The organism is Pseudomonas sp. Irchel s3f7, assembly GCF_900187615.1.
Classification (GTDB): Bacteria; Pseudomonadota; Gammaproteobacteria; order Pseudomonadales; family Pseudomonadaceae; genus Aquipseudomonas.
The window spans coordinates 38927-65868 of the sequence record NZ_FYDO01000033.1 but is presented as its reverse complement, the minus strand read 5'-3'; the positions used below and the strand labels follow the sequence as shown (position 1 = coordinate 65868).

Sequence of the window (26942 nt, the reverse complement as noted above, 5' to 3'; positions counted from 1 at the left end):
TCTTTGCGGGTCTGCTTACGCTTGCCTGCGTACTCGGCGTCAGCGAAGGTCATCTGTTTCATCGGAAAACTCGGCGGGTGGAGTCCTGGTATTTTGCCAAAATCAGGAAGTCTTCTTCAGAATTTCCCTAGAGGTTCAAGTGTTCAAGGCTGCTACCCGCTGTTGACGCTCCAGCTCCTTCGTATTTTGGCGACCGATATAGAACACTAAACAGATGCCCACTACGCACATACCTGAAAGCGGCAGAAGCGCTAAAGGGAAGCTCCCAGTGTGCTCGCGGATAACGCCGACAAAGAAGTTAAGAACACCAGTACCGAGGTGACCGAGTGTGTTAACCGCCGCAATACCAGCAGCAAGTACAGCCGGAGAAAGGGTTTCGGATGTGAGAGCCCAGAACGGCCCTTTCAACGCAAAGTTACCAATCAGTACCAAGGACAACAGGATCAACGTGATCGTAAGCGAATCAGTAAGCAAAGTGGCTGCGAAACTGATTGCGGTAACTGCCAGCGGGATTGCGGTGCTGAAGATCCGCTCGGCTTTTTTGTCAGCTCGCATGCCCCAGAAGATCATGAAAACCGCGCCCAAGCCGAACGGGATCATATTCAACAAACCGGTTTGCATATCAGTCAGGTGAAAGGATTTAAGGATCTGAGGCATCCACAGCGAAAGCGTGTTACTGGTTGCAGAGATGCTCATGTAGATGACAGCTAACAAGAGGACGTTTTTGTTAGTCAGAGCGGCCATGATCTTGCCTCTAGTCTTCTCCTTGGTCAGACCTTTCTCACGCTCCTTAACTTCTCTCTCCAGCCTTTCTGCCTCGAGACGATTGCTGAGCCAGTCTTTCTGATCTGCAGTCAGCCACCGCGCTTCAGACGGTTTGCTCGGCAAAAGGAACAACGTCAAGACGCCCATGATTACCGCAGGAAGGGCTTCGAGCATCAACAGCCATTGCCAGCCTCGGAAATCCAAGAACCCATCCAGTTTTAAAAGGACTGCCGAAAGCGGTGAACCGAGGAAATTAGACAGTGGCACGGCAACCATGAATACAGCCACGATACGTGCCATGTATGCCTTGGGGAACCACTGAGTGAGGTACAGAATGACGCCTGGGAAAAAACCGGCTTCAGCAGCACCAAGCAAAAAGCGCGAAAGGCCGAAGGAGTAAGGGCCCGTGATGAAGGCAGTAAAAAATCCTACAATCCCCCACGTAATCATGATTCGCGCAATCCAGCGTCGAGCGCCGAACTTTTCCATCGCAATGTTGCTTGGCATTTCAAAAAGCACATAGGCGACAAAGAAGAGCGTCGCGCCAAACCCGAATATGGTTGCAGTCAACCCAATGTCTTTGTTCATCGTCAACGCGGCAAAGCCGATGTTTACGCGATCCACGTACGCAATGAAGTAGCAAAACATCAGGAACGGGATCAGCCGCAGCGTGAGCTTTCTGACGACCGCTTTTTCCACTTCGCACTTTACTGTCTGGTCATTCATGATGGGCCTGCTAGGTTGCTTATTATTGTGCAAAAACGCAATGCAATCATCGTAACCCTACCTGCGTTTGTCAACAAAAAAGCGCAATGTTGCCGACCATCGGCATTTCCTGCCACACCTCAAACAAGACACAGTCGCTGAGTGCCCGTGGATCCTGCATCCTAGGGAAATATCGTTGAGAAAAATGTAAGACTAGCTCAGGACTAGAGCAAAAAAATCCTATAAATCTGACTTTATTGTTTAATAAAGACAAAATATCGGTAAAAGTGTGAAGCCTATCGCTTCCCCCTCTGAACGCTTCAGGATGGAGCGTTGGCGGTTCGGGCCAGGCGGATGCGCGCAACGCGTCGTGCCTGACCGCCTCCAAAAAGCCCCGAATATGTCGGGGCGATTGTCGAAGCCAGCGGCTCAGTCAGCAAAATGCCGCTCGTGCTCAAACCAAACTCCCTTGGTCAACCAAGACTCAACGGTCGCGAAGCCGTGCTCAGCTCTCCATTCCTTCAGGGTCTTGTGATTGCCACCTTTGGTTTCGACGATTTCACCGGTGTTCGGGCTCTTGTAGAACTTAACCTGGCGTGGTGTCCGAGTACTGGCTTGGGGCTCGGCAACTGGTGCACGTCGATCAGACTTCGGATCAAGCAGGTTGATCACGTCTTTTAGGCTGTAGCTGTATTCACCCAGCAGTGCACTCAGCTTGGTCTCAAATTCAATTTCTTTCTTCAAGCCAGCATTAATGCAATCACACGCCTGATCTCATGGATCAAAAGTTCTTCGTCCATAAAGGTGCCTTCCTAGACTTTGCCGGTAAGAGGCAGCCACAGTTTGCACACCCGCACTGCATGCGGTAAGCCATGTTATAGGGACGGCTGAGAAGCGAAGCCCTTCTGCCCGCCCCGAATAAAGTTCGAAGCCCCTAATCAACGCGGGCTATATTGCTTGATGAGCTTCCCAAATTTCCGCAGACCTATCGCATCAGCAGCGGATGGAGAGATGGCGTTCATGAGCGTCATCATCTTGAGCAGCGCGCCACCCATAACATGCTCCTTACGTCGCTGGCGGATCGTGGCGAGGATATCGCGTGCAACTTCATCAGGCTCGCATAGGTCGACGCCCATCTTTTTCCACATGTCGAAAAACGAGGACTCCGACTCAGTGTTGGCGGGGGCGGGCCCGAAGAACGACAGGGATACGTTTGTCCCTTCAAGCTCGCGATTGGCGCCTTGCACGTAGCTCGCCAGTGCGCCGCGGGTCGCCGCATAGGCGCTCATAAACGGCAGCGCCACCCGGCCATCCATGGCGCCACCGATGTGGACAATCACTCCGTCGCTGGCTTGCTTGCGCAGCCCAGGCAGGAATGCCTGAGTCACGAAGATGGGCCCCTTCACGTTGATAGCGAGCAGATCGTCGACGTCGGATAGCGTGTAGTCTTCAATAGGTTTGCGGGGTGAGATGCCTGCAAGGTTAACCACTGCATCGATCCGGCCGAGGTGTTCAAAGGCTGTTACAGCCAGCTTCTCGAGGCTAGCTGGATCGGTTACGTCCGCGCGCACGTAAATCGCCGAACCGTCGCTTTTGCCGGCTATCTCGGCGGCGTCGTGCTCTCGTCGTGCAGCGAGCACCAATCGAAAGCCCTCGGCCGCGAGGAGCCTGGCCAACGCGTGGCCAAGTCCACCGGTCACTCCGATGAGAACGGCGGTGGGCGAATCCTTGTCATGCCTGGCAGCGGCGGGGCCGGTTGCAGTGCCGTCATTCACAGGGGACTTTTCGTTCAATTTCGTCATTTCGTGTTCCTTTAAATGCTTATTAGCTACTATTAACGTATCTATTATAGGCAAAAAAAATCTAAGCGGACTTAGCTCTGATTTTGGACACCACATCTGCCAACGTCGTCTGTCTCAACTCCTTATGGACGGCCTCTTGAGTACAAACCAGTATGTCGCTCATGACTTCCTTGATGTTGGAGCTCACGACACACTCCTTCCTTACGGGATAGGCGTGGATAGCAAAAGCATCCGGAGGGCTTACCGCAGAGTAGATTTCTAAAAGCGAAATATTTTCCGGGCTTCGTGCCAGGCCGTAACCTCCAGACTTACCAACAGCCGTTTTAGCCAGCTTCGCCTTCGATAGCTTAACGAGAATCCTTTTAACGAAAACCGGGTTGGCATTTACGCTGCCCGCAAGAATTTCCGAAGCGAAAACCCCGTCATGATGTGCAATCGCTGCCAATACGTGCACGGCAATCGAGAATTGAGTGTTTACTGAAGACATCAATGGATACTATATTAGTATCCCTATTGACGCAAGAGGCGGGCGAAATTGTATGAACGAACCCATTGGATTAGTCGAATGAACCACGGTGAAGATCACTTCGCTCATTCCTTTCGTATTCTTGTCGCAAGCAGAGAGGCATTTTCGTTACAAGGATCAGTAAAAAAAGAGCACTGGACTCTTAACGATGCATCGACACCTGCTCCCCAACCAAACCTCCCTGCTATGCCCTCATAATTCCAAGGATATGAGTGCCCGACAGGCAAGTGGTTGACGCTCAAACAGCGCAACAAGGGGGATCGGATCTATCAGGCAGATGTCAGCGACTGCGCTGCCTGCCCGCTCAAATCCCAATGCACTGGCGCCCAGTGCCGCTATGTCTCACGTCATGCCCATGAGGAAGCCTTTGAGCGAATGCTGGCCCATCCGCAGATGAGGGCTAACCGAAGATCCATCGTTGAGCACCCTTTCGGTAACCTCAAGCAATGGCTGTTTGGGAATGGTCACTTCCTGCTGCGCCAGTTGGAAGGAGCAAAAGCAGAAATGGCATTGGCTGTGAACGCTTACAACCTCGAGCGAGCGATTAGCGTGCTGGGAGCCCGCCAGTTGATGGCGCTGATGGGCTGAAACGTCTGTCGCTCAAACAAAAACAAACGCTCCGAACAAGTTGGGGCGTTTGTTGGGCCGGCCTTCAGTGCGTTTTCACACAGTCTGTCATTGGGCTCTTTTTCTTGTACTAAAACCAAACTCACTTGGTCAATCGGGACTCAACGGTCGCGGAGCCGTGTTCTGCTTTCCACTTTTCTAAGGATTTTGTGATTCCATACCTACAGGTTCTGTATCACCAACTGTAATCCGGTCACAAGAAGCCCAAACCAAGCGATCCGATAAAACCATTTCTGGTTCACCCGGCTTTGCAACCAAATGCCCAACCAGACGCCGGGTATAACGATCGGAGCAAGCGCCATGCTAGCCCCAAGGTTGGTCACTGAGAACTGACCTAATAGCGCATACGGCACTACCTTGATCGCGTTGGTTAGAAGGAAAAACACATTGGTCGTCGCGACGTACCGCACCTTGTCCATTTGCTGAGGAAGAAGATACATCATCAGCGGTGGCCCACCTGCGTGAGCAACAAAGCTCGTGAACCCGGCCAATCCAGAATAGAACGTTCCCTTACCAACATGTGGATTCGCAGGCGCAAGAGTGTGACGGGCAGTCCAGACGTTCAAGCAAAAAAATATGATCGCGATTCCTCCCATCAGCAGTGCGATCAAACGTTCACTTAGAGCACCGAACGATAAAGCTCCGATCAACACGCCAACCAGAGCACCTGGAAGCATGATCTGCAGATTGCGTATGTCCCACTTACCTCGGAAGCGGCGCAGTCCGGTGATATCGGCGATGCAGAGGATCGGTAGCATGATCGCTGCGGCCTGAGTTGGTGGCATATTCAGAGCAAGCAGCGGTACGGCAATACCGCCAAGCGCACCTCCAAAACCACCCTTCGATATCCCCGTCAGCAAGACAGCCGGTACCCCCAACAAGAACAACTCAACTAGCGACATGCCCTACTCCATTCTGATCCTTGAGGCCGAGGCTCAGGCTCAGGCTCAAGCTCAAGCTTCAAATTGACTAACTCGCTGACGAAGTTCTCCACTTGCATCCTACAGCGCACCTCTGCGTCCCAGAACATCTTGCGAGCGGTTCCGAGCCTCTTCACGTATCCGTTAATCGAAGTCCCACCGAGGTATCGCCCTAGTGGGACTTCTTCCAGGTCAGCTACACAACGCTGGCGAACTACACATCATTTCCACCAGTACTCAAGCTGGAGGCCGACGTTCGAACCATGAAGGGCATTACCGAAGGCGCCACTGTCTGAGAGCGCTGAGCCAGCAGACATTTCGCTCGCGGCCCGTTGGGCTGCCTTGTTCCAAGAGGCATAGGTGTAATACAGGCGAAGTTCCGGACGAGACCAGTAGCCTGGCCCGGCCGGCGACCAGGTTGGAGCAATAGTGAATTTCGTCAATTTCCGCGTCCCCCCGGGAGCATCCACTTGATCTCGACCAACCTCGGTGCTCAGCTTGAATTGCTCAGTAAACGCATAGACAGGACGGACGCCGATCGACAACCAATTCTGGTCATCATCTTCATTAGGGTGGGTATCCTTTTGGTACACAATTTGGAATTGCCCACTGAATCGTGGAGTCATTTGCCAGTCGAAGTACTCTACAACGCGCCAACTCTGATTGTTGCTGTCCAGAGAGGAATCGCCGGTGTAACTCATAGCCGTTCCCGGCCCTTGCCCATACTGCACAGCAAAGGTATTGAGCCCCCCCAGAAACCCTTTCTGCTTGTGCTGCGCAATAGCTGACCAACCACTGTGGGAATCTTCCTTGTTATCTGGCTTTTCGAGATAACTGACTCCTAACTCCAGACCACCGCCAGGATTGGTATCGAAGCCGCTGACAGTGAAGTCGTGACGGTTTGTGTAATCCTCTTGGAAGAGGTTGTCTTTGCGCGAGAACACGTAGCTGTACTTGAGATCACCGATACCTACTTGATCAAAGCCGAAACCATTCGAACTCTGGTTCCAATAGAAGTAGTCACTCATTTCGATGCTGTTTCGATTGTAGTAACGGCGGCCTGCCCAGAAGGAACCACCGTTGAGTACAGGCATCTTGCTCCATTCGGCGTACGCTTGGTTCATTCGAGCAAAGCCATAGTCACCGGTGAATTTAGGTGTATGTCCATATTCGTTATACAGTTGCGCCATGCCCTCGACACTGATTTTAGAGCCGTCCTCCAGCTTGAGCAGGTCTTGACGCAGATCAAACTCGAAGTACTGCTCGCATTCGTTACCCAAGCGATACTTGGATTGTGCCCCTGGAAGCTGAAAGCACGATTGCCGGCCTCCCTCCGTAGAATCTCCGACACCGGTACGAAAATAGCCGCTGAAATCTAACGCATGCGCAGACAGCGGAAATACCGCCACTGAAAGTACAGACCAGAAAGCTCCCTTGGTGTTGAACGACATGCTCTTCTCTCCACTTGTTGTTGTTTTTTTATTTTTCGGGACAGCCGAGCCCACTCCGGGAGATTTCTCTTCCGATGTTGTGGGCTTTTTTATTGAGTTGCAGTAATAGAATGAGAGCTTGAAACCGAAACTGTCTGCGTGGGTAATGACAGTCAGTAAGGCACTCGTATAGCTTCAGTTAGAGCTATAAATTAGCAGTCTTAACGAACTGCTCTGATCACGATTTGCCTCTGGATTTAGCGTAGGTATCGAAGCCAACCGCCAGCACGATGATGATTCCAATCACCACTTGCTGGTAATACGCGGACACGTTCATGATCACGAGTCCATTGATGAGGACGCCGATAAGCAGCGCTCCGATAATCGTGCCGCCGACACCGCCCAGGCCACCGAACAGGCTCGTCCCTCCGATCACCACCGAAGCAATGACGCGAAGTTCGTAGCCCGAGCCAGCGACCGCCTCAGCCGACCCAAGTCGGGCAGAAAGAAGGAACCCTGCAAGACCTGCGAGGAAGCCCGTGATGACGTAAACACTCAACACAACCGCCTGCACGCTCAAACCTGAAAGCCGAGCTGCCTCAGGGTTACCGCCAACGGCATAAACCTGGCGGCCATAGCGTGTGTATCGCAGTGCGATGTATCCCACCAAAGCGACGATCATGAAGACCAGGACGGGAACAGGTACGCCCAACACGTCTCCTCTCCCCCACCAACGGAACGCTTCATTGAAGCCGCTCACAGGAGCGCCATCATTCACAATGAGCGTCGCACCGCGCCATACCGTGAGACCACCCAGTGTCACGATGAATGCAGGAACGCCAAATCGAGTCACGACCTTACCGTGGAGGTAGCCTGCCATCGTACCGACAGCACACGCTGCCAGCATCGCAACAAGCCATCCCATGAAGAAGTCGCCGCCCAATGCCTGCATCAGGAATGCACCGCTAATAGCGGCAAATGCGAGCAGCGATCCCACTGCCAGATCGATACCTCCCGTGAGAATCACGTAGGTCATTCCCACGCCAATAATCCCGTAGATTGAGACCTCGGTGAGAATGTTCTTGATGTTGCGAACCGACAGGAACATTGGGTTGTAGAGGGTGAAAATGGCGATCAGTGCGACGAGGAACAACAGCACGCCATACTTCTCGAAGAACCCGACCATCTCGAATTTTTTCCGATGCTCCACGGCCGACTCACTAGATGCTGGTTTGATCATTTTATGTTTACTCGATAGATGATGCGGGTGCGGCCCGTTTAGGCCACGCCTTGGTGTGAAAGCGTCGAACTCACTCCCTGAGCCATTCGCTGCATCAGTAGCTCTTCAGTTGCCTCATCAGCCGAGACAACACCGGTGATTGTTCCTTCCCGGAACGTGACAATCTGGTCGCTGACGGCCATGACTTCGGGCAGCTCGGAAGAGATGACAATCACGGCGATGCCAGCGCGCGCCATATCGAACAGAACCTGGTGAACTTCTGCTTTGGCCCCAACATCAATGCCTCGCGTTGGCTCGTCGACAATGAGAACTTTCGGCTTGAGCGCCATGCATCGGGCCAGGATGACTTTCTGTTGGTTTCCCCCTGACAGAGTCCCAATGGCCACACTGTCGTTAGCCATCTTGATTCGCAGTCGCTTCTGGTAGTCCTGAATGAGTTGGGTTTCAGATCGGTCATCAATGAACATGCCCCAGCGCTTCATCCCACCCAAGCTCGGTAGGCTCATGTTCCAGCGAATGGAGTGCCCCAAGAAGCAGGCCTGCTGCTTCCTGTCCTCCGGCACAAGCGCGACTCCGGCAGCGATGCCTTCACGAGGCGATCGAAACGGAGAAACCTGGCGACCGTTCACGTAGATGATCCCTTCATCGCATCCATCTGCGCCGAAGATCACACGAGCCAGTTCTGTACGGCCTGCTCCTACCAGCCCAGCGAAACCAACAATTTCCCCAGCCCGCACATCGATGGACATATCGCGTAGTGGCGTTGCATGAAGACTTTGGCCGCCGCCACCGGAGATTCTGGAAACACTCTGCACTTTCAGCATCACTTCGCCTGGAGAGCCGGTGAGCGGTTTGCGCACAAACTCGACGTCCCGGCCGACCATCAGACGAACGATGTCATCGACGCTGACGTCTGCGACGTCCCCAGAGGTGATGTAGGCGCCATCACGAAAGATGGTGTAACGATCACAGCAAGCCTTCACTTCATTGAGCTTATGCGACACGTAGATGATGCTGATGCCTTTGGCCTTCAGACCCGCGACGATTCCGTGCAACTTGTCTACTTCGCGGCCACTGAGCGCAGCGGTAGGTTCATCCATGATGATGAGCTTCGCATTCATGGTGAGCGCCTTGGCAATCTCTACCATCTGCTGTTCAGCCACACTGAGCTTGCGAACCATCGTCCTTGGCGTAATGGTCAAACCGAGGTCGTCCAGGACATGCTGGGCATCACTAAACATCAGCTTCCAGTCAACAAACCCATGTCGTAACGGCTCACGTCCGAGGTACATGTTCTCAGCGACAGACATGTCGGCGATGAGATTGAACTCCTGATAGATAGTAATGATGCCAAGCTCTTGGCGGCGCATGGGAGTGTCATGCTCCTGCAGCACATGGCCATTGAATTCAAGTGAACCTTGACCAGCATCCGCAGGCTGGGCACCGGCCAGAATCTTCAGGATGGTCGACTTGCCCGCCCCGTTTTCACCGAGCAAAGCGTGTACTTCACCTTTGCCGACTTCGAGCTTTACGCCATTGAGTGCAACAACCCCTGGAAAGGTCTTCTTGATATTGCGAACTTGCAGCAGCGTATCGTTCATTCCGATGCCTTCCAGTCCTAGATCCGTTAAATAGGGAGATAGCGGTGCTCTCTCCCGCGTCAATTACAAAGATGGGTAGTCGATTACTTGATAGCGCTGAATTGCTCCGCTTGATCCAGGTTTTGCTGGGTGACCATGAACGGCTGAACGGTCACTGATTCGATCTTGGTGCCATTGCGGATATTGTCCACAACCAGGCGTAAGGCGGTGCGGATCTGCTTGCTTGGGCTCTGTTCAACGATGCCGGTAATCTCACCTGCCTTGATGCTTTTCAGAACTTCAGGGTAAGCGTCGTAGCCAATGATTTTGATCTTGTTGCTTAGTCCCATTCCTCGAACGGCTTCGACTGCTCCAAGCGTCATATCGCCGGTGGAGCAGATGATCACATCAGGCGGAGTGCCCGCCGAAGCGGTCAGAATGTTCTCGACCACCGACATTGCCTTGGCACGATCAGCCTCACCGGATTGCTCGGCCACGAGTTTGAAGTTGCTACCGGCCGCAGTCAGTGCTTGATGCACCCCTTTCGCTCGATCCATTGCGGTGGTGGAGCCAATCTGACCGGTGATCAGTACCACATTGGCCCCCTTGGGCATGTTCTTCACAACCCACTCACCCATGATGCGCCCACCCGCCACGTTGTCTGCCGTTACGAATGGCACAGCAGAGGAAGTGCCCTCCACACGGCGGTCAACTGCGATTACCGGAACCTTCTCATCCAGCACATCATTGATAACCGGTGCGAGCGCGGAGACATCGTTCGGAGTCAATACAACTGCCTTAGCACCTTGTGTGAGCGAGTTCTCGATATCGGAACTTTGTTTGGAAGATGAAGCCTGGGCATCCTGGACAAGCAGGTTGATATCCAGTGCTTTAGCTTCCTGCACTGCCTGCTCATGCATGAAGATGAAGAAGGGAATTGATAGGGTTTGGAAGCTCACCGCAATCTTCTCGCCAGCGGCGAAAACGGGTGCGTTCGACATCAAAAAAGCTGTGGCCAATGCAGCAGTCAGCACTCGACGTTTATTGTTCGTTTTCATTCTCGATTTCCTTAATTGCATAGGTGCATCAAACAGTCGGATTTACCGGACGAAGAACCGCCAGTTATTGAATGGCGCTGTATTGTTCTGCCTGACTCAGGTTTTCCTGGGTGACCATGAATGGCTGAACGATGACCGTTTCGAGCTCTGCTTTGCCGCGTACTTTCATCACCGCCATGCGAAGGGCCGTCCTGATTTGTTTGCTCGGGCTTTGCTCCACGATGCCGGCGATATCTCCGTCTCGGATGGCACGCAGCACCTCTGGGTACGCGTCAAACCCGATGACTTTGATCTTGCCTTTCAACCCCATGGCCCGCACGGCTTCCGCAGCCCCGAGTGCCATGTCGCCGCTCGCACAGATGATTGCATCTGGAGGGTTTGCACTCAGCGATGTCAGGATGTTTTCAGCCACCGACATAGCCTTGGCGCGCTCCCACTCCCCAGACTGCTCAGCAACGAGTTTGAATTTGCTTCCGCCAGCTTTGAGTCCTTCATGGACACCTTTCGCACGGTCAATGGCTGTTGATGAACCAGCTGTACCGGCAATGAATGCCACGCGCGCACCATTTTTCATGTTGGTCGTGACCCACTCGGCCATAAGTCGGCCACCCGCTACGCTGTCAGCAGTCACATAGGGCACTGGGACATCGGTACCTTCGACGCGACGGTCGACTGTCACCAAGGGTACTTTTTCAGATAGCACTTCGTTCAAAGCCGGAGCCAAGGCGGTCACATCATTGGGTGCGACAACCATTGCATCGACACCTTGAGTCAGTGCGTTCTCGACATCCGAAGACTGCTTCGTCGAGGAAGATTGGGCATCCTGCACAAGCAGTTCAACATTGAGCGTCTTGGCTTCCTGCGCAGCCTGCTCGTGCATGTAGATGAAGTAAGGAATGGATAACGTTTGGAAGTTGACGACGATCTTCTCCCCAGCCGCCATTGCAGGCGAAAGCTGTAACGTCAAACCTGCTGCCAAAACAGCGCTGCACAACAAACCACCTTTCTGCGTTTTCATTATTTTTGTTCTCCTCAGATGGGTATCAAAATTGCGGCACGGAGTTGCCCCTGTCGCAGTACGCGCACGTCAATAGAACGCTCAGGGCGTTGTGTAACCTCCATCAACCACGAGCTCTGCCCCAGTGATGAAGCTCGCTTCATCACTGGAGAGGAACAATGCTGCGTAGGCAATTTCTTTGGGATCCGCCGCACGCCCCATCGGCGTCGCTGCGACGACGGCTGCTGTGGTATCAGCGGCTTGGCGAGCAATCATCGGTGTTTCGACCAACCCCGGATGCAACGAGTTGACGCGGATACCGTTGGCCACATAAGACAGAGCTGCGTTCTTGCTCATCATGCGCACTGCAGCTTTGCTAGCCTGGTACGCCGACACACCACTGGCGCCGACGATGCCCCAGATCGAAGACACGTTAACGATGGAGCCTGCTTGCTGTCGCTTCATGATCGGGATGACGGTTCTCATCCCATAGAACACACCGTTTTGATTGATATCGATGACCCGATTCCAGTCATCGAGGGTGATCTCATCGATGGGAAGGTAGGAACCTACCAAGCCCGCGTTGTTCACGAGCACATCAACCTTACCGTGCTCACGAACTACCTCTTCGACGAGACGTTCCCAGTCGTCCAGCTTTGACACATCCAAGTGCTTGGCAACGACGCTTGCATTTTTGTATGGCTCAGGTTGGTGCACATCGCCAACGATAACGGTGGCTCCTTCATCGGCGAAAAGCTCAGCGATCGCACGTCCGATACCCATTCCACCGCCAGTCACCAACGCAACTTTGCTGTGTAGTCGTTTCATGTTGATTTTCCTAATCTGAAACCTGCCAATCACCAGCTTGCAAGAATTTCGGGCAAGCTGAATCCGTTGCAGCAGGCCTTGCAATGCAGGGCCTACTACACGTCGTTGCTGGAGTTATGAGTTAGTGAGCTTTGCCGGTCGCCGTCACGGGTGTCTGGCTCTGCCCATACCACGCGATGACAGCGAAACATGCCAGCGGTACATAGAACGCCGTAGCAATCCCAAAGTGATCAGCAAGTGCCCCCATCAGCAGTGGAACGAAAGCACCACCCACAAGTGTCATCACTAGGCACGAACCCGCTTTCTTGGTTTGTGTACCGAGCCCCCGAATGCCCATCGCGAAGATCGTTGGATACATCACCGACATGAAGAGATAGATGGCGGTGACCGCGAAGATCGAGATCCGCTCAAATCCGGCGATGGCAACGATGCACAGGATCATGCTCACCAAGCTGTTGAGGATCAGTATTGAACGTGCAGGGACATAACGCATTACCCATGTCCCGGCGAATCGGCCGATCATGTAGGCGAGCATCCCGAGCGAAAGCAGGAAGGTTGCTTTCTGAACGGAGATTCCGTGCCAGTGATCAATCGCGTAGTTGATGAAGAACGCACCAATTCCGACGTAAGCACCGACATTGCAGAACTGGGCGACCAGCGCACCAGTAAAGTTGCTCTTCTTCCAAAGGCTTACTTCACCCCCATTTGGGATCAGTACATCAGAGGGCTTTTCGCTGCGAATTTCCGGAAGTTTGATTCGAGCAAAGGCGACGAACATCAACATCACGATGATCGCCAACACCGCATACGTCACCGAAACCAGATCAACGCGGCTGCCGTTGAATTCAACGGGTGGGGCGAAGAAGACCGCGCCACCAATGACCGGCCCGATGAAGGCACCCAGACCGTTGAAGGACTGAGCGAATGTCAGACGTTGTTCTGATTTTGCAGGATCGCCAAGCGCTGCCGCATATAGGTTTGCGGCAGTCTCCAGGCATCCCAAGCCGCAGGCAAGAACAAATAGGGCAACCAAAAACGGCGTGAATGTGCCGACCATCGAAGCCGGAATAAACAGCAGTGCTCCGAAGGCAAATAATGCAAGCCCTGCCAGAATCCCTGCTTTGTAGCCAAAACGCTCCATGAACAGGCCGACTGGCAAGGCGATGATGAAGTACGCCCCGAAGTACGCTGTTTGAACCAATCCAGACTGCGCACGAGAAATATGGAGCGTGTCTTGGAAGTGCTTGTTCAGCACGTCGAGAAGCCCGTGTGAGAGGCCCCACATGAAAAATAAACTTGTCACGAAAATAAACGCTAGTCTGGTCGAGGAAAGCTTTTCGTGGTTATGGGCCAGCCCAGTTAGGGCTTCAGTATCTGTGTTCATGACCGGTACCTTTATATGTTTTGTTAACCGTCATCAGTGCACGCCAGGCGATGTTGAAATCCTGGTCTAGAGCCAAATGCCACAGCCCTTGCAACTACGTTTTGCTACGTCAACTTCAAGCATCCTGTTGTGTTCCTGGTGCACCGTAAGGCGGAGCCCCGTACAGGGTTTGGGGCTCACGCATTGGAACGATTAGTGGTTCCCTACCCGCACAACCTTGCCCGTCTCAGCCGACTCAGTGGCGCAGTTCGCCAAGCGAAGCGCCAAGAGACCATCGCGTGGTGTTGCTGGCATCGGACTGTTGCTTTCGAGCGCATCCAGGAAGCTGTTGAGCTCGATCTTGTAAGAGTCGGCGTGACGCTCCAGGAAGAAGTTGAGGAGAGGATCAGCTACGTCAGTGGCCTCGGCGCCGAAACGGCGGACGCTGTTCGAACGATGGTTCTCGTTCAGCAGCATGCCCTTGGAACCAGAAACCTCCAGGCGCTGATCAAAGCCGTACACGGCCTCACGGCAGCAGTTGATATGACATTGGCGGCCGGATGCGGTGCGCATAAGCACCATTACGCTGTCATAGTCCGGAATAGATTCGAGCGACGGATCTACCAGTCGGCTTCCGATTGCAAAGACCTCTACTGGCTCCTCACCAAGCAGACTACGAGCCATGTCGAAGTCATGAATGGTCATATCGCGGTAGATTCCTCCCGATGATTCAAGATATGCCCGGGGAGCCAGAGCAGGATCCCGGCTGGTGATGATGACTTGGCGAACATCCCCAATTTCACCATCATCGATCGCACGACGCAGGCGGAGGTAGTCAGGGTCAAATCGGCGATTGAATGCCAGCATCACCCGACCATTGAGGCGCTCGAGCTCATCGACTGCAGCTTTCGCACGCTCGTAATCCATGTCGATTGGCTTTTCGCAGATCACGGGTTTACCGAGCTTCACGGCACGAAGCATCAACTCGATATGAAATTCTGTAGGCGTACCAATAAACACGGCATCTACGTCATCGCGGTCAACTGCGGAGGCATAGTCGTAAGCCGCTTCACAACCCAGTTGCTTGGCTAGCGCGTCAACGCCGTCTTTCCACGGATCAGCTACCACGACCAATTTCGTGCGAGGATTTGTAGCGACGTTAGCGGCGTGAATTTTTCCGATACGTCCGGCACCTAATACGGCAATGCGCAACATGATATTTCTTCCCTTGACAGCTAGGCTGCCTGTTATTTTTAGGTGGGTGCGGGAGAGCATTGCTCCCCGCCAATCCTGCTCGACTTACTTGAATTGAGAGATCGTGGTCTCGTAAGTGCGCTGAGCCATTTCTTGCAGAGGGAGCTTGCGCACCACCTCCGAGAGTACTTCCACGCCCCATGGGCCGTTGTAACCTGTCGCTTGAACCGCCTTGATGAATCCAGGAACATCCAGCACACCCTCACCCGGCAGACGGCGACGATGGATGGTGTCTTGCCACAGATCCTCTACGGCGTATTTATCGGCATCGTCCAGCTCGATCGAGCCAATGAACTTGCTTGGGATACGGGCAATTTCTTTGAAGTCGACACCGCCGCGAGCGAGGTGCCAGATGTCCAGCAACAGCTTGCCGTTATCGTGGTTTGCGCCTTGCACTAGGGCCAATGCGGTGTCGATGGTACGCACGTTACTGAACGGCATGATTTCGAGCACGATGTTAGTACCGTGGGACTTTGCCTCCTCACTGAGCAGGGCGAAGTGCTCAACCATCAGAGGAATATCAGCATGTTCTTCGTTTAGACCAGGTGCGGTTTTAACAGCGCGCGCACCCAACTCTTCGGCAGCATTGAACAGCTCAGCACGCATCTTGTTGGACGCACGACGTCGCTCACCATCTTTGTACCAGTCGGTCAGAAATTCGAATTCGACATGCTTGATGCCGTTTGCTTCGAGGATGTGGCGCATCTCACCAAAACCAATCCGATCCACGGTGGACATCAAATCCACATGGATGAGGCCAATGCCGGTGTAACCAGCCTCTGCAGCGGCCTCTACACGGTCGCGAAATGCGAACGGGCTGATCTCAGTAGGGCCGAACGGGTACACATCGCCCGAGAGCGTGAAGTACGCCGCCAGCAGTTCTACATTTTGATTGCTCATTTAAATCTCCTGATACGCAGTTAAAGTGTTTTAGGTAGCCGCACTACCAAAGGGTGAATCCAATACCGACAAAAATCGCTTGGCGATCGAGAATTCACCTGCCCTCCACGACTCCACGATTCAGCGTCCTCAAAAATGGCAGCACTGCAGTTGCAGCCCGCCAGCTCAAGGGCTGAGGGAAGAATGTCGGGGTGAACGAGAAGATAATTTGAACGGCCGCTGCCAAACGAGTGCGATCGAAACCCCGAAAGGAAGCTCGCACCAATGCGGTCAGCGGATTGTTGGGCGCGACTGCTAAAAGTGGTTTACTGCAGGAGCGGGTCAGAAAGCTTCCAACGGCATCAAGGCAGATCGCGGACATCGCAAGGAGAAAGTGCATAGCTAACTCTCCGTTCTTGTTATGGTGCAGCCGAGATGGCTGTCATTGAGAACGATCTTAGATATGCGATTTCAGGTATAAAAGGCCAGAAAGAGAAATCTCTTTTTCGCCTAGTGGAAAACTGAAATTTTACGGAGTGCGCTGAGAGCCTGAGCATTCCTTCTCCGGCATTCCAAGATCGAGATGCAATCCCCCCCCGAGCACCGCCAGCCCTAACGTTTGAGGGTTCGTTACGCCTCCTCCGCTGACTAAATCCACACAAAATCCGGCTCTACTATTTCTCCAGCGAAAAAAAGAATTCCATAAACGATGTTTTATAGCTGAGAGTGAAATTATAGGCTTGAACTGAAGCGTGAGCTGCAGGCTTTCTGGAAGTCTGAAGGTAACGCCCAGCGGGGCATTTTCGATTTCCGCCCTATGCCCCGCCATACGAAAGAGGCCGAGCATGAACAACCATAATGAAACTGAAGATCTGATTCGCGCACTCGAAGACAAGCGCTACAACGCCATCTTGGCGGGCGATTTCGAGGCATTCCGCGCGCTCGCACATCCCGACCTTAGCTATGCCCATTCCAGCGGGGTCGTCGATACGCTTCAAAGCTACCTCGACAAATGCCTGGGCGGTTTCTACATCTACCACTCGATAGACCACCCGATTCAAGCCATCAAAGTAGTCGGTGATATCGCTCTTGTGTTCGGCGAAATGAATGGCGAAATCACCGCTGGTGGTATCCAAAAAACGCTTCGCAATAAGGCTCTCGCAGTTTGGGAGCAACGCGACGGTGAGTGGAAGCTAATTGCCTATCAGCCGACCCCAATTCCGAGCTAACCCCTGCTCTTAACAGCGAGAACGACGCGATAGGCGACATGCTAGAACGCTTGCTCTGCGCCTTCCCTCACCCATAGGAACCAAATCAACATCATGAAAAACTTCACCTATACCGGCCTGCCCGCCAGAGTGATTTTTGGCAAAGGATCCCTCCAGCAACTTGAAGCCGAGATTGATCGGCTGGAGTCACGTCGCGCACTTATTCTTTCCACACCGGAACAACGTGATCAGGCTGAGCGCATAGCGGAAATCCTTGGCACTCGTGCTGCAGGTATCTTCGACAAAGCAGTAATGCATGTACCGATTGAGACGGCGCGCGAAGCCAGGGAAATTGCTAAGGAGTTGGGAGCTGATTGCGCAGTTGCCATCGGTGGCGGATCGACCACAGGTCTCGGGAAAGCCATCGCGCTTGAGTCTGGGTTGCCGATTCTAGCGATCCCTACAACATATGCTGGATCAGAAATGACACCAGTCTATGGGCTCACCGAAAACGGCATCAAAAAAACAGGCAAGGATCCACGCGTCCTTCCCAAGACAGTCATTTACGACCCCGAGCTTTCGGCAACCCTGCCTGTTGGAATGTCGGTGATGAGTGGCATGAATGCTATTGCCCATGCGGCGGAGGGCTTGTACGCCCAGGACGGCAATCCCGTCATGTCTCTTATCGCGGAAGAAGGTATTCGTGCGATGGCTGAAGGCCTGGATCAAATAGTCAGGACGCCCGATGATCTCGAAGCCCGTAGTGATTGCCTATACGGTGCTTGGCTATGTAGCACAGTGCTAGGGAACGTCGGAATGGCACTGCATCATAAGTTGTGTCATACGCTGGGTGGCAGCTTTAACCTGCCTCACGCTCAAACTCACACTGTCGTGCTACCCCATGCAATTGCCTACAACGCCAGCGCAGCACCGGATGCAGCCGCTCGAATTATTCGGGCGCTCGGCGTAAAACATAACTCCGCTGGTGGTGCATTGTACGACCTGGCTGAGAAGCTTGGCGCTCCGATGACGCTACGTGAACTGGGCCTGACAGAAGCTGACCTTGACCGTGCGACCGACATCGCACTGTCTAATCCATACTGGAACCCACGTCCCATCGAACGCGATGGTATTCGCCAGCTGCTTCAAAATGCTTACGAGGGCAAAAGGCCCAACTAAAACGGCGATCGACGTCATCTAATACAGGTTTTTTCCTCGGTTCACTCATAACGGTGGCCGAGGTTTTTTATCGAGTCCAGTAGCGCTCGTACTCTTTACGCTTGAAGTGATCCAACAGAAAATCAATGAAGAGTCTCGTCTTGGCCGGCATGTGACGCCGATCCTGAAACGCCAAGTTGATAATCAGCCGGGGAAGATCCCAATCGTCTAAAACTGGTACCAATCTGCCCGCGACCAGATCATCATAGATAATGTATTTGGGCTGCACCAGAATCCCTGCCCCAGCCAGAGCAGCTGCACGAACAATCTGTCCGTCATTAGTTTCCAGGGCGGGTTGTATTTTGACACTCCGTCGCTCAGAACCCTTAGTGAACTCCATCATTTCCGGATGATTCGCGAGGCTGTAAATCAACAAATCGTGATCTGCGAGGTCTTCAACCGACGCGGGAACTCCTTTGCGTTGGAGGTATTTTGGTGATGCAGCCAGTACCCTCCTTGTTTCTGCCAGTTTACGAATAGTGATGCTGGAGTCCGCCTCGAACTCACGTGTACGGATCGCCAAGTCGATTTCGCTATCGATAATGTCGTAATAGCGGTTCGCCCCAACGATCTTTACCTTAATTCTGGGATACAGGCGCTGAAACTCAGGAACAAGCGGCGCAATGTGCAGCATGGCAAAAGAGATCGTTGCAGTAATCGTCAGAGTACCTGTCGGCTCGATCAGCGCGGCGCTCACTGTCGCCTCTGCCTCACTGAGTTCGGCAAGGACGCTTTTGCATCGTGCGTAGAAATCATGGCCCGCATTTGTAAGCGACAAGCGCCGTGTATTTCGTTCTATCAAACGAACCTTCAGCCTGTTTTCCAAGGCAGCAAGGTGTCTGCTTGCGGCTGCATTCGAGATGTCGAGCTTCTCTGCGGCTTTGCTCAGCGTTCCCAGTTCCGCGGTATTGACGAATAGTTCAAGTTCGGTGAATCGATCCATCAGCTCATTTCCCAGAATTTGGACGACTTTTTCACTGGTGAAAGAAAGATTTTCATTTTTAGTATTTTATTCCATCTATCAGCACTTTAGCGTAGCTGCATAGATTCGGGAATAGGCTTTTGGACTACAGGGAGCCGAGCAGCTTTCCGAAGGAGAAATCAGGGTGTTTACCCCATTTCCCACCACAAATAAGAACACAGGGTGCAACCATGCGAAATTTAGATGAGCAGACAATCACGCAGGCCGTACTGGCCCGTAACGCGGGTACGGAAGATCGTCGGCTTCATGAGATAATGACGTCTCTCGTACAACATCTTCATGCATTTGCACGCGAGACTCAGTTGACCGAGCAAGAGTGGGAAAAAGGCATTGAATTTCTCACTGCTGTCGGTCAAATCTGCACCTCGACCCGTCAAGAGTTCATCCTGCTTTCTGACACTTTGGGCCTGTCTACCTTAGTCACTGCGCAGAACCACAAGAAACCTGCCGGGTGTACTGAAGCTACTGTATTTGGCCCATTTCACGTAGCTGACGCCCCTCAGTTTGATTTGGGAGCAAATATAAGCAGCGGCCTGCCAGGCACTCCGTGGTTCGTCAAAGGGAAGGTGCAAGCCGCTGACGGAACCCCAATTCCCCATGCCAAAATTGAGGTGTGGCAGGCTGACGATGCCGGTTTCTATGATGTACAGAAGCCAGGCTTAGAAGCCCACCATGGCCGGGCAATACTCCAAGCAAACGCGGAAGGCCACTATCAGTTCAGGACGATCGTACCGGATTGTTATCCAATCCCACACGATGGCCCAGTCGGCAAAATGCTGGAAACCTTAAATCGTCATCCATGGCGTCCGGCCCATCTGCATTTCATGATCACAGCTCCAGGCTTCCAGCGACTCGTCACTCATGTATTTCGTGAAGGAGGCGACTATCTGGACTCGGATGCTGTGTTCGGCGTTCGCTCTTCGCTTATTGCCGAATGGGTTCCCCACGAAAGCGGACTAGACCCTTACGGCAACCAAATCGACTCACAGTACTACACCCTGGAGTTCGACTTTATTCTGCACCACGCATAGCCGCGCGGCGCTCAGTTGAATATAAGGTCTGCATGGCATTGTAGCCCTTTTCATCTGTTTACCAATTTACCTCGGAGAGGAATATGCAACCGGTCAAACACATCGTCATGTGGAATCTGCGCGGTGAAAGTGAAGTAGAGCGTTCCAGCAATATCGAAAAACTGAAATCGGCATTCGAAGGAATTAGAACAGAGATTCCCGGCTTGCGAACTTTGGAAATCGGAGTCGATTTCAGCAAGATCGATTATGCATGTGATGTGGTTCTATACTCAGAGTTTGATTCAGTGGAAGCACTGGAGGGATATGCAAGTCACCCCGCGCATCTGCGAGTACGAGAAGAGCTCGGTAATCTTCGTATCGCGAGGCATCAAGTTGACTACTTTATCTAGACACTAATGCTTTCAGACATTTGAAAACATTTCCCCTTAGTTTCTCCATTTAAAATAAAAAGAATGAGGAACAGTAACGTGAACAAACAGCACGCCCCCCCACGAGCTTTTCATCACCATCATCTCTCGCAACAGTGCTGCGCACAAAGCGGCAATGAGTAGGGCTTTGCCTCTAGACACCACGATCGTATCGTCCCCTACTTACACGTACGGAGCAATGTCGTAAAGCTCCCATAGCGAGACCGATATTTACACTCCTGAAAGACGTTTGATCTCCCCCATCGACTCGGAAGAAGGTATCCAATTATGAAAACAAACCTTGCTGGCAAAGTCGTTCTGATTACCGGCGCAGCTAAAGGCATTGGCCGATCAACTGCACTTGCGTTTGCCGCTGAAGGTAGCCATCTGGCATTGCTAGATTGGGATGCTGAGGCCCTCTCAGAACTGAAATCTGAAGGTGAAGCGTTGGGAGCCACGGTAGCGGTTGCTAAAGCCGACCTGAGCACCTTGACTGGTGTGAACGACGGAATCGACCGCGTCCTCGCGGCCTATAACGGCAAAGTCGATGTTCTCGTGAACAACGTCGGCTCTGGCGCGGTGCGAATGTTCGATGACCTTACGGACGAAGACTGGGAAGCAACCATGCAACTCAACTTCATGAGTTATGTCCGGGCATGCCGCAAAGTCCTGCCGATCATGCGGACTCAAAAAAGTGGCGTGATAATTAATAACGCCTCCGACCTAGCAAGGCAGCCTGAGCCTTGCCCACTGGATTATGCCGCGTCGAAGGCAGCGGTATTGGCCGTCACAAAAGGTCTAGCTCGCAGCGAAGGCCCGCATATTCGCGTAAATGCAGTAGCGCCAGGCCCGATCTGGACTCCGTTCTGGACTAAATCAGGCGGTTTTGCCGAAACGATGGGCAAAGTTCATGGCATGGAACCCCAGGCGGCTGTCCAGCACGAGCTTTCCCTGCGCCAACTCCCGCTCGATCGCTTAGGCACACCGGAGGAAGTTGCAAATGTCATTGTCTTCATGGCATCCGATCTCGCCTCTTTCGTGACATCAAGTGTCTGGGGAGTCGATGGTGGCAGCATCCGCTCAGTGATCTGATCTGAACTCACAGGCGAGACTCAATGGAATGAAAATGCTCCGTCACTTAAAGGACGGAGCGAAATGCACACATCGAGGAATCCAACATGCCACAAAAATTCAACGAAGACTCCAAGCTAGGAGTAGCTTGCTTAGGCATCACTCATCCGCACACTTCCGGCCGAGTGAAGGCTTTTCAGCGTATGCCAAACGTGGCGTTTCTTGGGGCGTACGATGACAGCCCCTTGTTAGAACCGTTCGTGGACGCACTCGGGTTACAAGCGCGCAGCAAGGCGGAAATCCTAAGCGATCCAAATGTACACATCGTCTTAGTGCATCCGAAAAGCTATCTGATGGCTGACTGGGCGATTGAGGCACTCGAAGCAGGGAAAGCCGTACTCTGCGAAAAGCCAGCTGGTCGCCGATCAGAAGACACATCCCGCATTGTTGAAGTAGTGGAGCGCACTGGCAACCTGTTCCAGGTTGGATATTGCTGGAGATTCTCACCTTCGGTGGAGAAAATGCAGCAGGTTATCCAGAGCGGAGAGATCGGCAAGGTACTTCAGGTACGAGCTCATGCCGGATGCTCACATGACGAGGCCGATACGAACCACATGAAGCAATCAGGTGATCTTGGTGGCGCCTTTTACGTAATCGGATGCCATACGATCGACCGCATTCTCCTGCATTTCGGCATGCCCAAGTCGGTCAATGCTCGAATCTCTAAATTCCAAGGACAAATGAGCGACTCGGCACGTGAAGACGCGGCCGCAGCAGTACTGAACTATGACGATAAGGTCGTGACAATCGACTTCATGTCCTGGGATCCCATGCCTTGGACAGAAAGCTGGGATATCACCGCTTACGGCACTCATGGCGTGATGCATTCAACGCCTATGCCTGCATCTTACAAGCTCTACCATGACGGAAAAATCGGACACGCACAGGGTTGGACACACTGGAATGAAACAAGCTTTCCAGAGGTCTGGGCGGTGCGCAAAACAGTTTATTCGCCAGAAATTGCTGAGATTGGCAACCCAGTTTATTTTGACCGAGAAGCAGCCGCTTTCGTCAAATCCTTGCGAGAAGGTCTGCCTTCTCAAGTTCCGGCAAGCCAGGCACATAACATCAACGTGATTCTAGAAGCTCTCTTCAAATCTTCTGAGCTTCGTGGACAAGAAATTCCTCTGAGCTGAAATTTATCGCTGGTTGCCCGGATTTTTCTTGGGCAACACAGCCAAACGATTTAAAACCGCAATATGCCTCTACAGGTTCTCGACCTAGCAAGATAAAGCCCTGCCAGCTGTCTCCGGGACACTAACTTGATTTCTTCACAGAAGAAAAAATGAATTCCACACCCTGCATTTTTCTCCTGTGAAGACTGTGTTTTGATGAACTTACAGGTGCTAAATCGAGGAACAGATAAGTACTAATTGAATATATCTATCCAGCGCTCAGCGCTTAGTCTCACTGCTAATAGAAAACTGTTCACAATCATAACAATGACAGGGCTCAGCCATGCAGTTTCAGAAAATTGTCCAGGTAATTGGACTACGTAAAACCTATGGCGGCATTACAGCCTTGAAGTCTGTTGACTTTGAACTGGATGCTGGAGAGATACACGGTCTTTGCGGCGAAAATGGAGCCGGAAAAAGCACGCTAGTGAAGATTCTCGGCGGTTTGGTGGAGCCAACGGCAGGGCAGATACTGTTCGACGGAGCGGCCCTCCGGCTTGGGCGACGCACCGACCCTTCATGTATATCCATCGTCCACCAAGAGCTGTCCATCATTCCAGCGCTATCCGTGCTGGACAATGTGCTCATGGGCAATACTCGAGTAGGCCATATCTACCTAAGGCGCCGCTTCAAAACTGACGTTCGACGTCAGCTCGACTCCATTGGCTTATCTCATATCTCGCTGAATCAATCGGCCTCCGAACTCTCCCTCGCGGAGCGGCAACTGGTGGAGATCGCTCGTTGCGTGCTCCATGGCGCTAAAATCCTGATCCTCGATGAGCCCACTGCGACTTTGGCAGAAAGCGAAATTGCCCGTGTGTTCACGGCTGTCCGCTGGCTTCGTGATCAGGGGACTACGGTGGTATTCATCAGCCATCGTCTGAATGAAGTCTTCGATCTGACTGATCGAATTACAGTCTTCCGTAGCGGTGAGCGGATCCTCACTGCTCCCACTTCTGAGATGACTACAGACTCGCTGGTGTTTGCGATGGTAGGGCATGAGGTCGAGCGCCGCACGACGCTTGGAGCGATCAATCCGCACGCGCACGTCGCGAGACTCAATCTCGACGGCTTCGGCGTACCAAACGCCTGCCAGCCACTTAACCTGACAGTTCCAGCTGGCGAGATTCTCGGCGTAGTAGGTCAACTGGGATCGGGTGCTGATCGTTTGGTAGAGGCGATTGCCGGAGTCCGATCGCACACTGGCAAACTGTCGATCGATAGTCAGCAGGTCGACATACAGTCCCCTCGAAAGGCTATCTCCCAGGGCATCGCTTATGTACCGGAAGACCGCGCCGGCAAAGGTGTCTTTCTTGAGGCCAGTATCGGACAAAACTCGACTGCTTCGATCCTCAATCAATTGACGCGCTTTGGTCGGCTTGAAAATGCACTTGAACGCAATGCGGCCCATGAGCTGATGAAGCGCTTCACGATCGACACTAAACGCATAAACAGCAAGGTATCGAGCTTGAGCGGAGGCAACCAACAAAAGGTTGCCATGGCCAAAGCCGCCGCAATCTCACCAAAAATCCTCATTTTGAATGAGCCAACTCGTGGCGTGGACATCGGTGCAAGAGCCGAAATCTACGCCCAACTTCGCTCGATGGCAGCTACCGGACTCACAGTAGTTTTCTTCTCTACCGACTTCGAAGAAGTCCTGGAACTGGCAGACCGGGTCATAACCGTCTTCAGAGGGGAAATGGTTAATGACCGGATGATCGAGCATTGCTCAATGACCACAATCCTGATGGACATCCTTCACGGGCATGGCGAGGAGAAAATCGCATGAGACAAGCACGTGACGCCTCACATCTTGCGTCGACCACGCCATCGAGGACGCAAAAAATGACCTCAGTCATCGGGGATCTAATAAAGCAGTCTGTTCAAGGAGACAGAATTCAGGTTAATGGCATCAAGGCGGTGTCGTTGCTTCTGATCATATGGGGCTATTTTTCGGTCGATAATTTCCTTACCCCTGCCAACCTTAGCGCCATTATGTATTCGGTCTCTGCGATAGGTATTGCTGCTGTTGGCATGGCGTTCATCACCTTGAGCGGCAACCTGTTCATGCTTTCGATGGCGGCGACAGCTGCGCTCTCGACGATCGTGTTCGCGAGCACTCTTCACTTCGGCCTTCCGGTAGCCCTTCTGTCCGTCAGCGTGCTCGGTATTGTAATCGGCTCCATCCAGGGGCTGGTAGTCGGTGCCGCACGTGTAAACCCGATCATTGCGACGATTGCAGTGGCCTCTATCGTGATGGGCATTGGTTCATATGTCTCGGGTGGCATGACGGTTATTGGCAAGGGCGATGCTTCTTGGCTTGGTATCGGGAAGTTCGCCTCGCTCGTGCCCAACCAGCTGGTCATCTTCCTGGCTTTTGCGATAGCTGCAAACTACTGGGTCGAAAGAACGCGCTTCGGTCGTGAGTTGCGACTCATTGGTTTAAACCCCATAACTGCTGCCTACTCCGGAATTAGTGTCCCTCGGACATTAGTGATTGCGTTTGTGGTCGCTGGCTTCTCAGCAGCATTAGCCGGAGGGCTCTTTGCCTCTCAAGCCAGCCAAGGAAATCTGAAGATGGCGGCGGGCTTAGATTTCGACGCAATCGCGGCGGTGCTCGTAGCCGGCATCTCGATCCGAGGCGGACAGGGAAAAATCATCGATGCGGTTTACGGTGCGATCTTTCTCGCCCTGATTGGAAATCTACTGCTCGTCCACGGTTTGTCCTTTGAAATCCAACTCATGGTCAAGGGTGCCGTCGTTGTTCTGGCCGTCATCGTGGCTGCCTTGATTGCCCGAGGGAAGGTGCGCTGATGAAAACCCAAATCACTTCTATGGCAGCAAATCTGCCACTTGTTCTGGCGGTCGCGCTGTTCGCTGTTTTCGCTGTAGGACTCGACAACTTCGCGAGCCCTCAGAACACGTATGCCATTCTCCAGTCCTTCGCCCTTCTAGGTCTCATTACCCTTGGCTTGTCGATGACCATGCTCGTTGGAGAGTTCGACTTGAGTGTGGGATCGATGGTCGCCGTTGCAGGGTTGATCACGCTGAAAGTAGGCGGTGATGACTTAGTGACAGGTGCGTTCGTTGCGATGGCTTTTGCCTTCGTGGTCGGCACACTAAACGCGCTCGTATTTGTATGGTTACGACTGTCATCACTCGTAGTCACGGTGGGAACGATGATCGCACTAAGCGGCTTCGCCTACTGGCTGGCTGGTGGAAAAATTATCAGCACGGACAACTTCGATGCAGGGGCGTTCTGGGACGATTCGATCCTCGGTATTTTCTCTGCACGAAGCCTGTTAACCATCCTTGCATTCATAGTCATGGCTGGAATTCTCAAATTCACCCGGCTTGGTCGGGACATGGTGGCCACCGGCAGCAGCACACCAGCCGCGCGGGCATGTGGAGTATCCATTGGAAAAGTCCACCTGTTTGCCTTCGTGTTGTCGTCGCTATGTGCAGGTCTCGCAGGGGTTCTGCTGTCGATCAGTTTGGCGACAGCATCCGCCACCATGGGCAGCAATCTTCTTCTCCAAGCTGTATCAGCAGCCATTATCGGTGGTGTCGCGCTCGCAGGTGGCATTGGCAAACCTAGCGGCGTGTTCTTCGGTGTCCTGATCCTCACCATTCTCAACAATGGCCTTAGCCTGCTCGGTGCAAGCTCAGCAGCGATCTTACTGACCAATGGCTTGTTACTACTGGTCGTTGTTGTCATCGACGGCAAGTCAGGTGCACTGCTTCAGATCGTTCGTTCGAAAGGCCTAACTCGACAGACGTGACCCGTTCCCTAGCCCATACAAAAACCAAAATCAG

General features: G+C 52.9%; 23 protein-coding genes and 2 pseudogenes. 10 read left to right on the top strand and 15 right to left on the bottom strand.

From position 1 onward, the window contains the following. Window positions 1-135 precede the first annotated feature (135 nt). The 4 genes and pseudogenes from CKW19_RS24300 to CKW19_RS24285 all read right to left on the bottom strand — a co-directional run bounded on the left by CKW19_RS24300 (window position 136) and on the right by CKW19_RS24285 (window position 3759). Window positions 136-1491 carry an MFS transporter gene (locus tag CKW19_RS24300; RefSeq protein WP_095060500.1) on the bottom strand — a complete coding sequence of 452 codons (1356 nt, stop codon included), beginning with the start codon at window positions 1489-1491 and terminating at the stop codon, window positions 136-138. Between the two features lie 408 nt (window positions 1492-1899). After that, window positions 1900-2223 (bottom strand): annotated as a pseudogene (locus tag CKW19_RS24295) (histone-like nucleoid-structuring protein, MvaT/MvaU family); the annotation flags it as partial. Window positions 2224-2408: 185 nt separating this feature from the next. Further along, window positions 2409-3272 carry an SDR family oxidoreductase gene (locus tag CKW19_RS24290; RefSeq protein WP_160012843.1) on the bottom strand — a complete coding sequence of 288 codons (864 nt, stop codon included), beginning with the start codon at window positions 3270-3272 and terminating at the stop codon, window positions 2409-2411. A 61-nt stretch (window positions 3273-3333) separates the two neighbouring features. After that, window positions 3334-3759, bottom strand: coding sequence for an Rrf2 family transcriptional regulator (locus CKW19_RS24285; RefSeq protein WP_095060496.1), 426 nt, complete (start codon window positions 3757-3759; stop codon window positions 3334-3336). Between the two features lie 246 nt (window positions 3760-4005). Here CKW19_RS24285 and CKW19_RS24280 point away from each other — a divergent pair. Next, window positions 4006-4386 (top strand): annotated as a pseudogene (locus CKW19_RS24280) (transposase); the annotation flags it as partial. A gap of 200 nt (window positions 4387-4586) precedes the next feature. Here CKW19_RS24280 and CKW19_RS24275 read toward each other — a convergent pair. From CKW19_RS24275 to CKW19_RS24230, 10 genes are all read right to left on the bottom strand, one after another. Next, entirely contained in the window at window positions 4587-5327 is a 741-nt protein-coding gene (locus tag CKW19_RS24275) for a sulfite exporter TauE/SafE family protein (protein ID WP_095060494.1), read from the bottom strand. Between the two features lie 239 nt (window positions 5328-5566). Further along, a complete protein-coding gene (locus CKW19_RS24270) occupies window positions 5567-6796 on the bottom strand; it encodes a carbohydrate porin (protein ID WP_095060493.1) in 1230 nt (409 codons plus the stop codon). A 217-nt stretch (window positions 6797-7013) separates the two neighbouring features. Continuing rightward, on the bottom strand, window positions 7014-8015 hold the full coding sequence (locus tag CKW19_RS24265; RefSeq protein WP_095060491.1) for an ABC transporter permease: 1002 nt from the start codon (window positions 8013-8015) through the stop codon (window positions 7014-7016). 38 nt (window positions 8016-8053) lie between these two features. Further along, window positions 8054-9616, bottom strand: a complete 1563-nt coding sequence (locus CKW19_RS24260; RefSeq protein ID WP_095060489.1) for a sugar ABC transporter ATP-binding protein — start codon at window positions 9614-9616, stop codon at window positions 8054-8056. 83 nt (window positions 9617-9699) lie between these two features. Next, window positions 9700-10653 carry a substrate-binding domain-containing protein gene (locus CKW19_RS24255; RefSeq protein ID WP_159439186.1) on the bottom strand — a complete coding sequence of 318 codons (954 nt, stop codon included), beginning with the start codon at window positions 10651-10653 and terminating at the stop codon, window positions 9700-9702. 64 nt (window positions 10654-10717) lie between these two features. Beyond that, window positions 10718-11671, bottom strand: a complete 954-nt coding sequence (locus tag CKW19_RS24250; RefSeq protein ID WP_095060487.1) for a sugar ABC transporter substrate-binding protein — start codon at window positions 11669-11671, stop codon at window positions 10718-10720. Window positions 11672-11752: 81 nt separating this feature from the next. Further along, window positions 11753-12478 (bottom strand): SDR family NAD(P)-dependent oxidoreductase, encoded by a 726-nt coding sequence (locus CKW19_RS24245; RefSeq protein WP_095060486.1) that lies wholly within the window; start codon window positions 12476-12478, stop codon window positions 11753-11755. 121 nt (window positions 12479-12599) lie between these two features. Beyond that, a complete protein-coding gene (gene fucP, locus CKW19_RS24240) occupies window positions 12600-13862 on the bottom strand; it encodes an L-fucose:H+ symporter permease (RefSeq protein WP_095060484.1) in 1263 nt (420 codons plus the stop codon). Window positions 13863-14054: 192 nt separating this feature from the next. After that, window positions 14055-15056: an inositol 2-dehydrogenase gene (iolG, locus tag CKW19_RS24235; protein WP_095060508.1), complete on the bottom strand. Its 1002-nt coding sequence runs from the start codon at window positions 15054-15056 to the stop codon at window positions 14055-14057. Between the two features lie 84 nt (window positions 15057-15140). Continuing rightward, a complete protein-coding gene (locus tag CKW19_RS24230) occupies window positions 15141-15995 on the bottom strand; it encodes a sugar phosphate isomerase/epimerase (RefSeq protein WP_095060482.1) in 855 nt (284 codons plus the stop codon). Between the two features lie 824 nt (window positions 15996-16819). Between CKW19_RS24230 and CKW19_RS24220 the strand changes: the two genes are divergently transcribed. After that, on the top strand, window positions 16820-17203 hold the full coding sequence (locus CKW19_RS24220) for a nuclear transport factor 2 family protein (RefSeq protein WP_095060478.1): 384 nt from the start codon (window positions 16820-16822) through the stop codon (window positions 17201-17203). 93 nt (window positions 17204-17296) lie between these two features. Continuing rightward, window positions 17297-18361: a maleylacetate reductase gene (locus CKW19_RS24215; protein ID WP_095060476.1), complete on the top strand. Its 1065-nt coding sequence runs from the start codon at window positions 17297-17299 to the stop codon at window positions 18359-18361. A gap of 67 nt (window positions 18362-18428) precedes the next feature. Here the strand turns inward: CKW19_RS24215 and CKW19_RS24210 are convergent, their stop codons facing one another. After that, the gene (locus CKW19_RS24210) at window positions 18429-19343 is read right to left on the bottom strand and encodes a LysR family transcriptional regulator (protein WP_095060475.1); all 915 of its coding nucleotides are present in this window, start codon (window positions 19341-19343) and stop codon (window positions 18429-18431) included. Between the two features lie 209 nt (window positions 19344-19552). Between CKW19_RS24210 and CKW19_RS24205 the strand changes: the two genes are divergently transcribed. The 7 genes from CKW19_RS24205 to CKW19_RS24175 all read left to right on the top strand — a co-directional run bounded on the left by CKW19_RS24205 (window position 19553) and on the right by CKW19_RS24175 (window position 26908). After that, window positions 19553-20413 (top strand): intradiol ring-cleavage dioxygenase, encoded by an 861-nt coding sequence (locus CKW19_RS24205; RefSeq protein WP_095060474.1) that lies wholly within the window; start codon window positions 19553-19555, stop codon window positions 20411-20413. Between the two features lie 83 nt (window positions 20414-20496). Continuing rightward, entirely contained in the window at window positions 20497-20802 is a 306-nt protein-coding gene (locus tag CKW19_RS24200) for a Dabb family protein (protein WP_095060472.1), read from the top strand. 306 nt (window positions 20803-21108) lie between these two features. Then, the gene (locus tag CKW19_RS24195) at window positions 21109-21912 is read left to right on the top strand and encodes an SDR family NAD(P)-dependent oxidoreductase (RefSeq protein WP_090455859.1); all 804 of its coding nucleotides are present in this window, start codon (window positions 21109-21111) and stop codon (window positions 21910-21912) included. An 86-nt stretch (window positions 21913-21998) separates the two neighbouring features. Further along, window positions 21999-23087, top strand: coding sequence for a Gfo/Idh/MocA family protein (locus tag CKW19_RS24190; RefSeq protein ID WP_095060470.1), 1089 nt, complete (start codon window positions 21999-22001; stop codon window positions 23085-23087). A 322-nt stretch (window positions 23088-23409) separates the two neighbouring features. After that, the gene (locus CKW19_RS24185) at window positions 23410-24915 is read left to right on the top strand and encodes a sugar ABC transporter ATP-binding protein (protein WP_095060468.1); all 1506 of its coding nucleotides are present in this window, start codon (window positions 23410-23412) and stop codon (window positions 24913-24915) included. 56 nt (window positions 24916-24971) lie between these two features. Next, window positions 24972-25940 carry an ABC transporter permease gene (locus CKW19_RS24180; protein WP_160012842.1) on the top strand — a complete coding sequence of 323 codons (969 nt, stop codon included), beginning with the start codon at window positions 24972-24974 and terminating at the stop codon, window positions 25938-25940. After that, window positions 25940-26908: an ABC transporter permease gene (locus CKW19_RS24175; RefSeq protein ID WP_095060464.1), complete on the top strand. Its 969-nt coding sequence runs from the start codon at window positions 25940-25942 to the stop codon at window positions 26906-26908. The genes CKW19_RS24180 and CKW19_RS24175 overlap by 1 nt, the downstream gene beginning before the upstream one ends. Window positions 26909-26942: the final 34 nt, after the last annotated feature.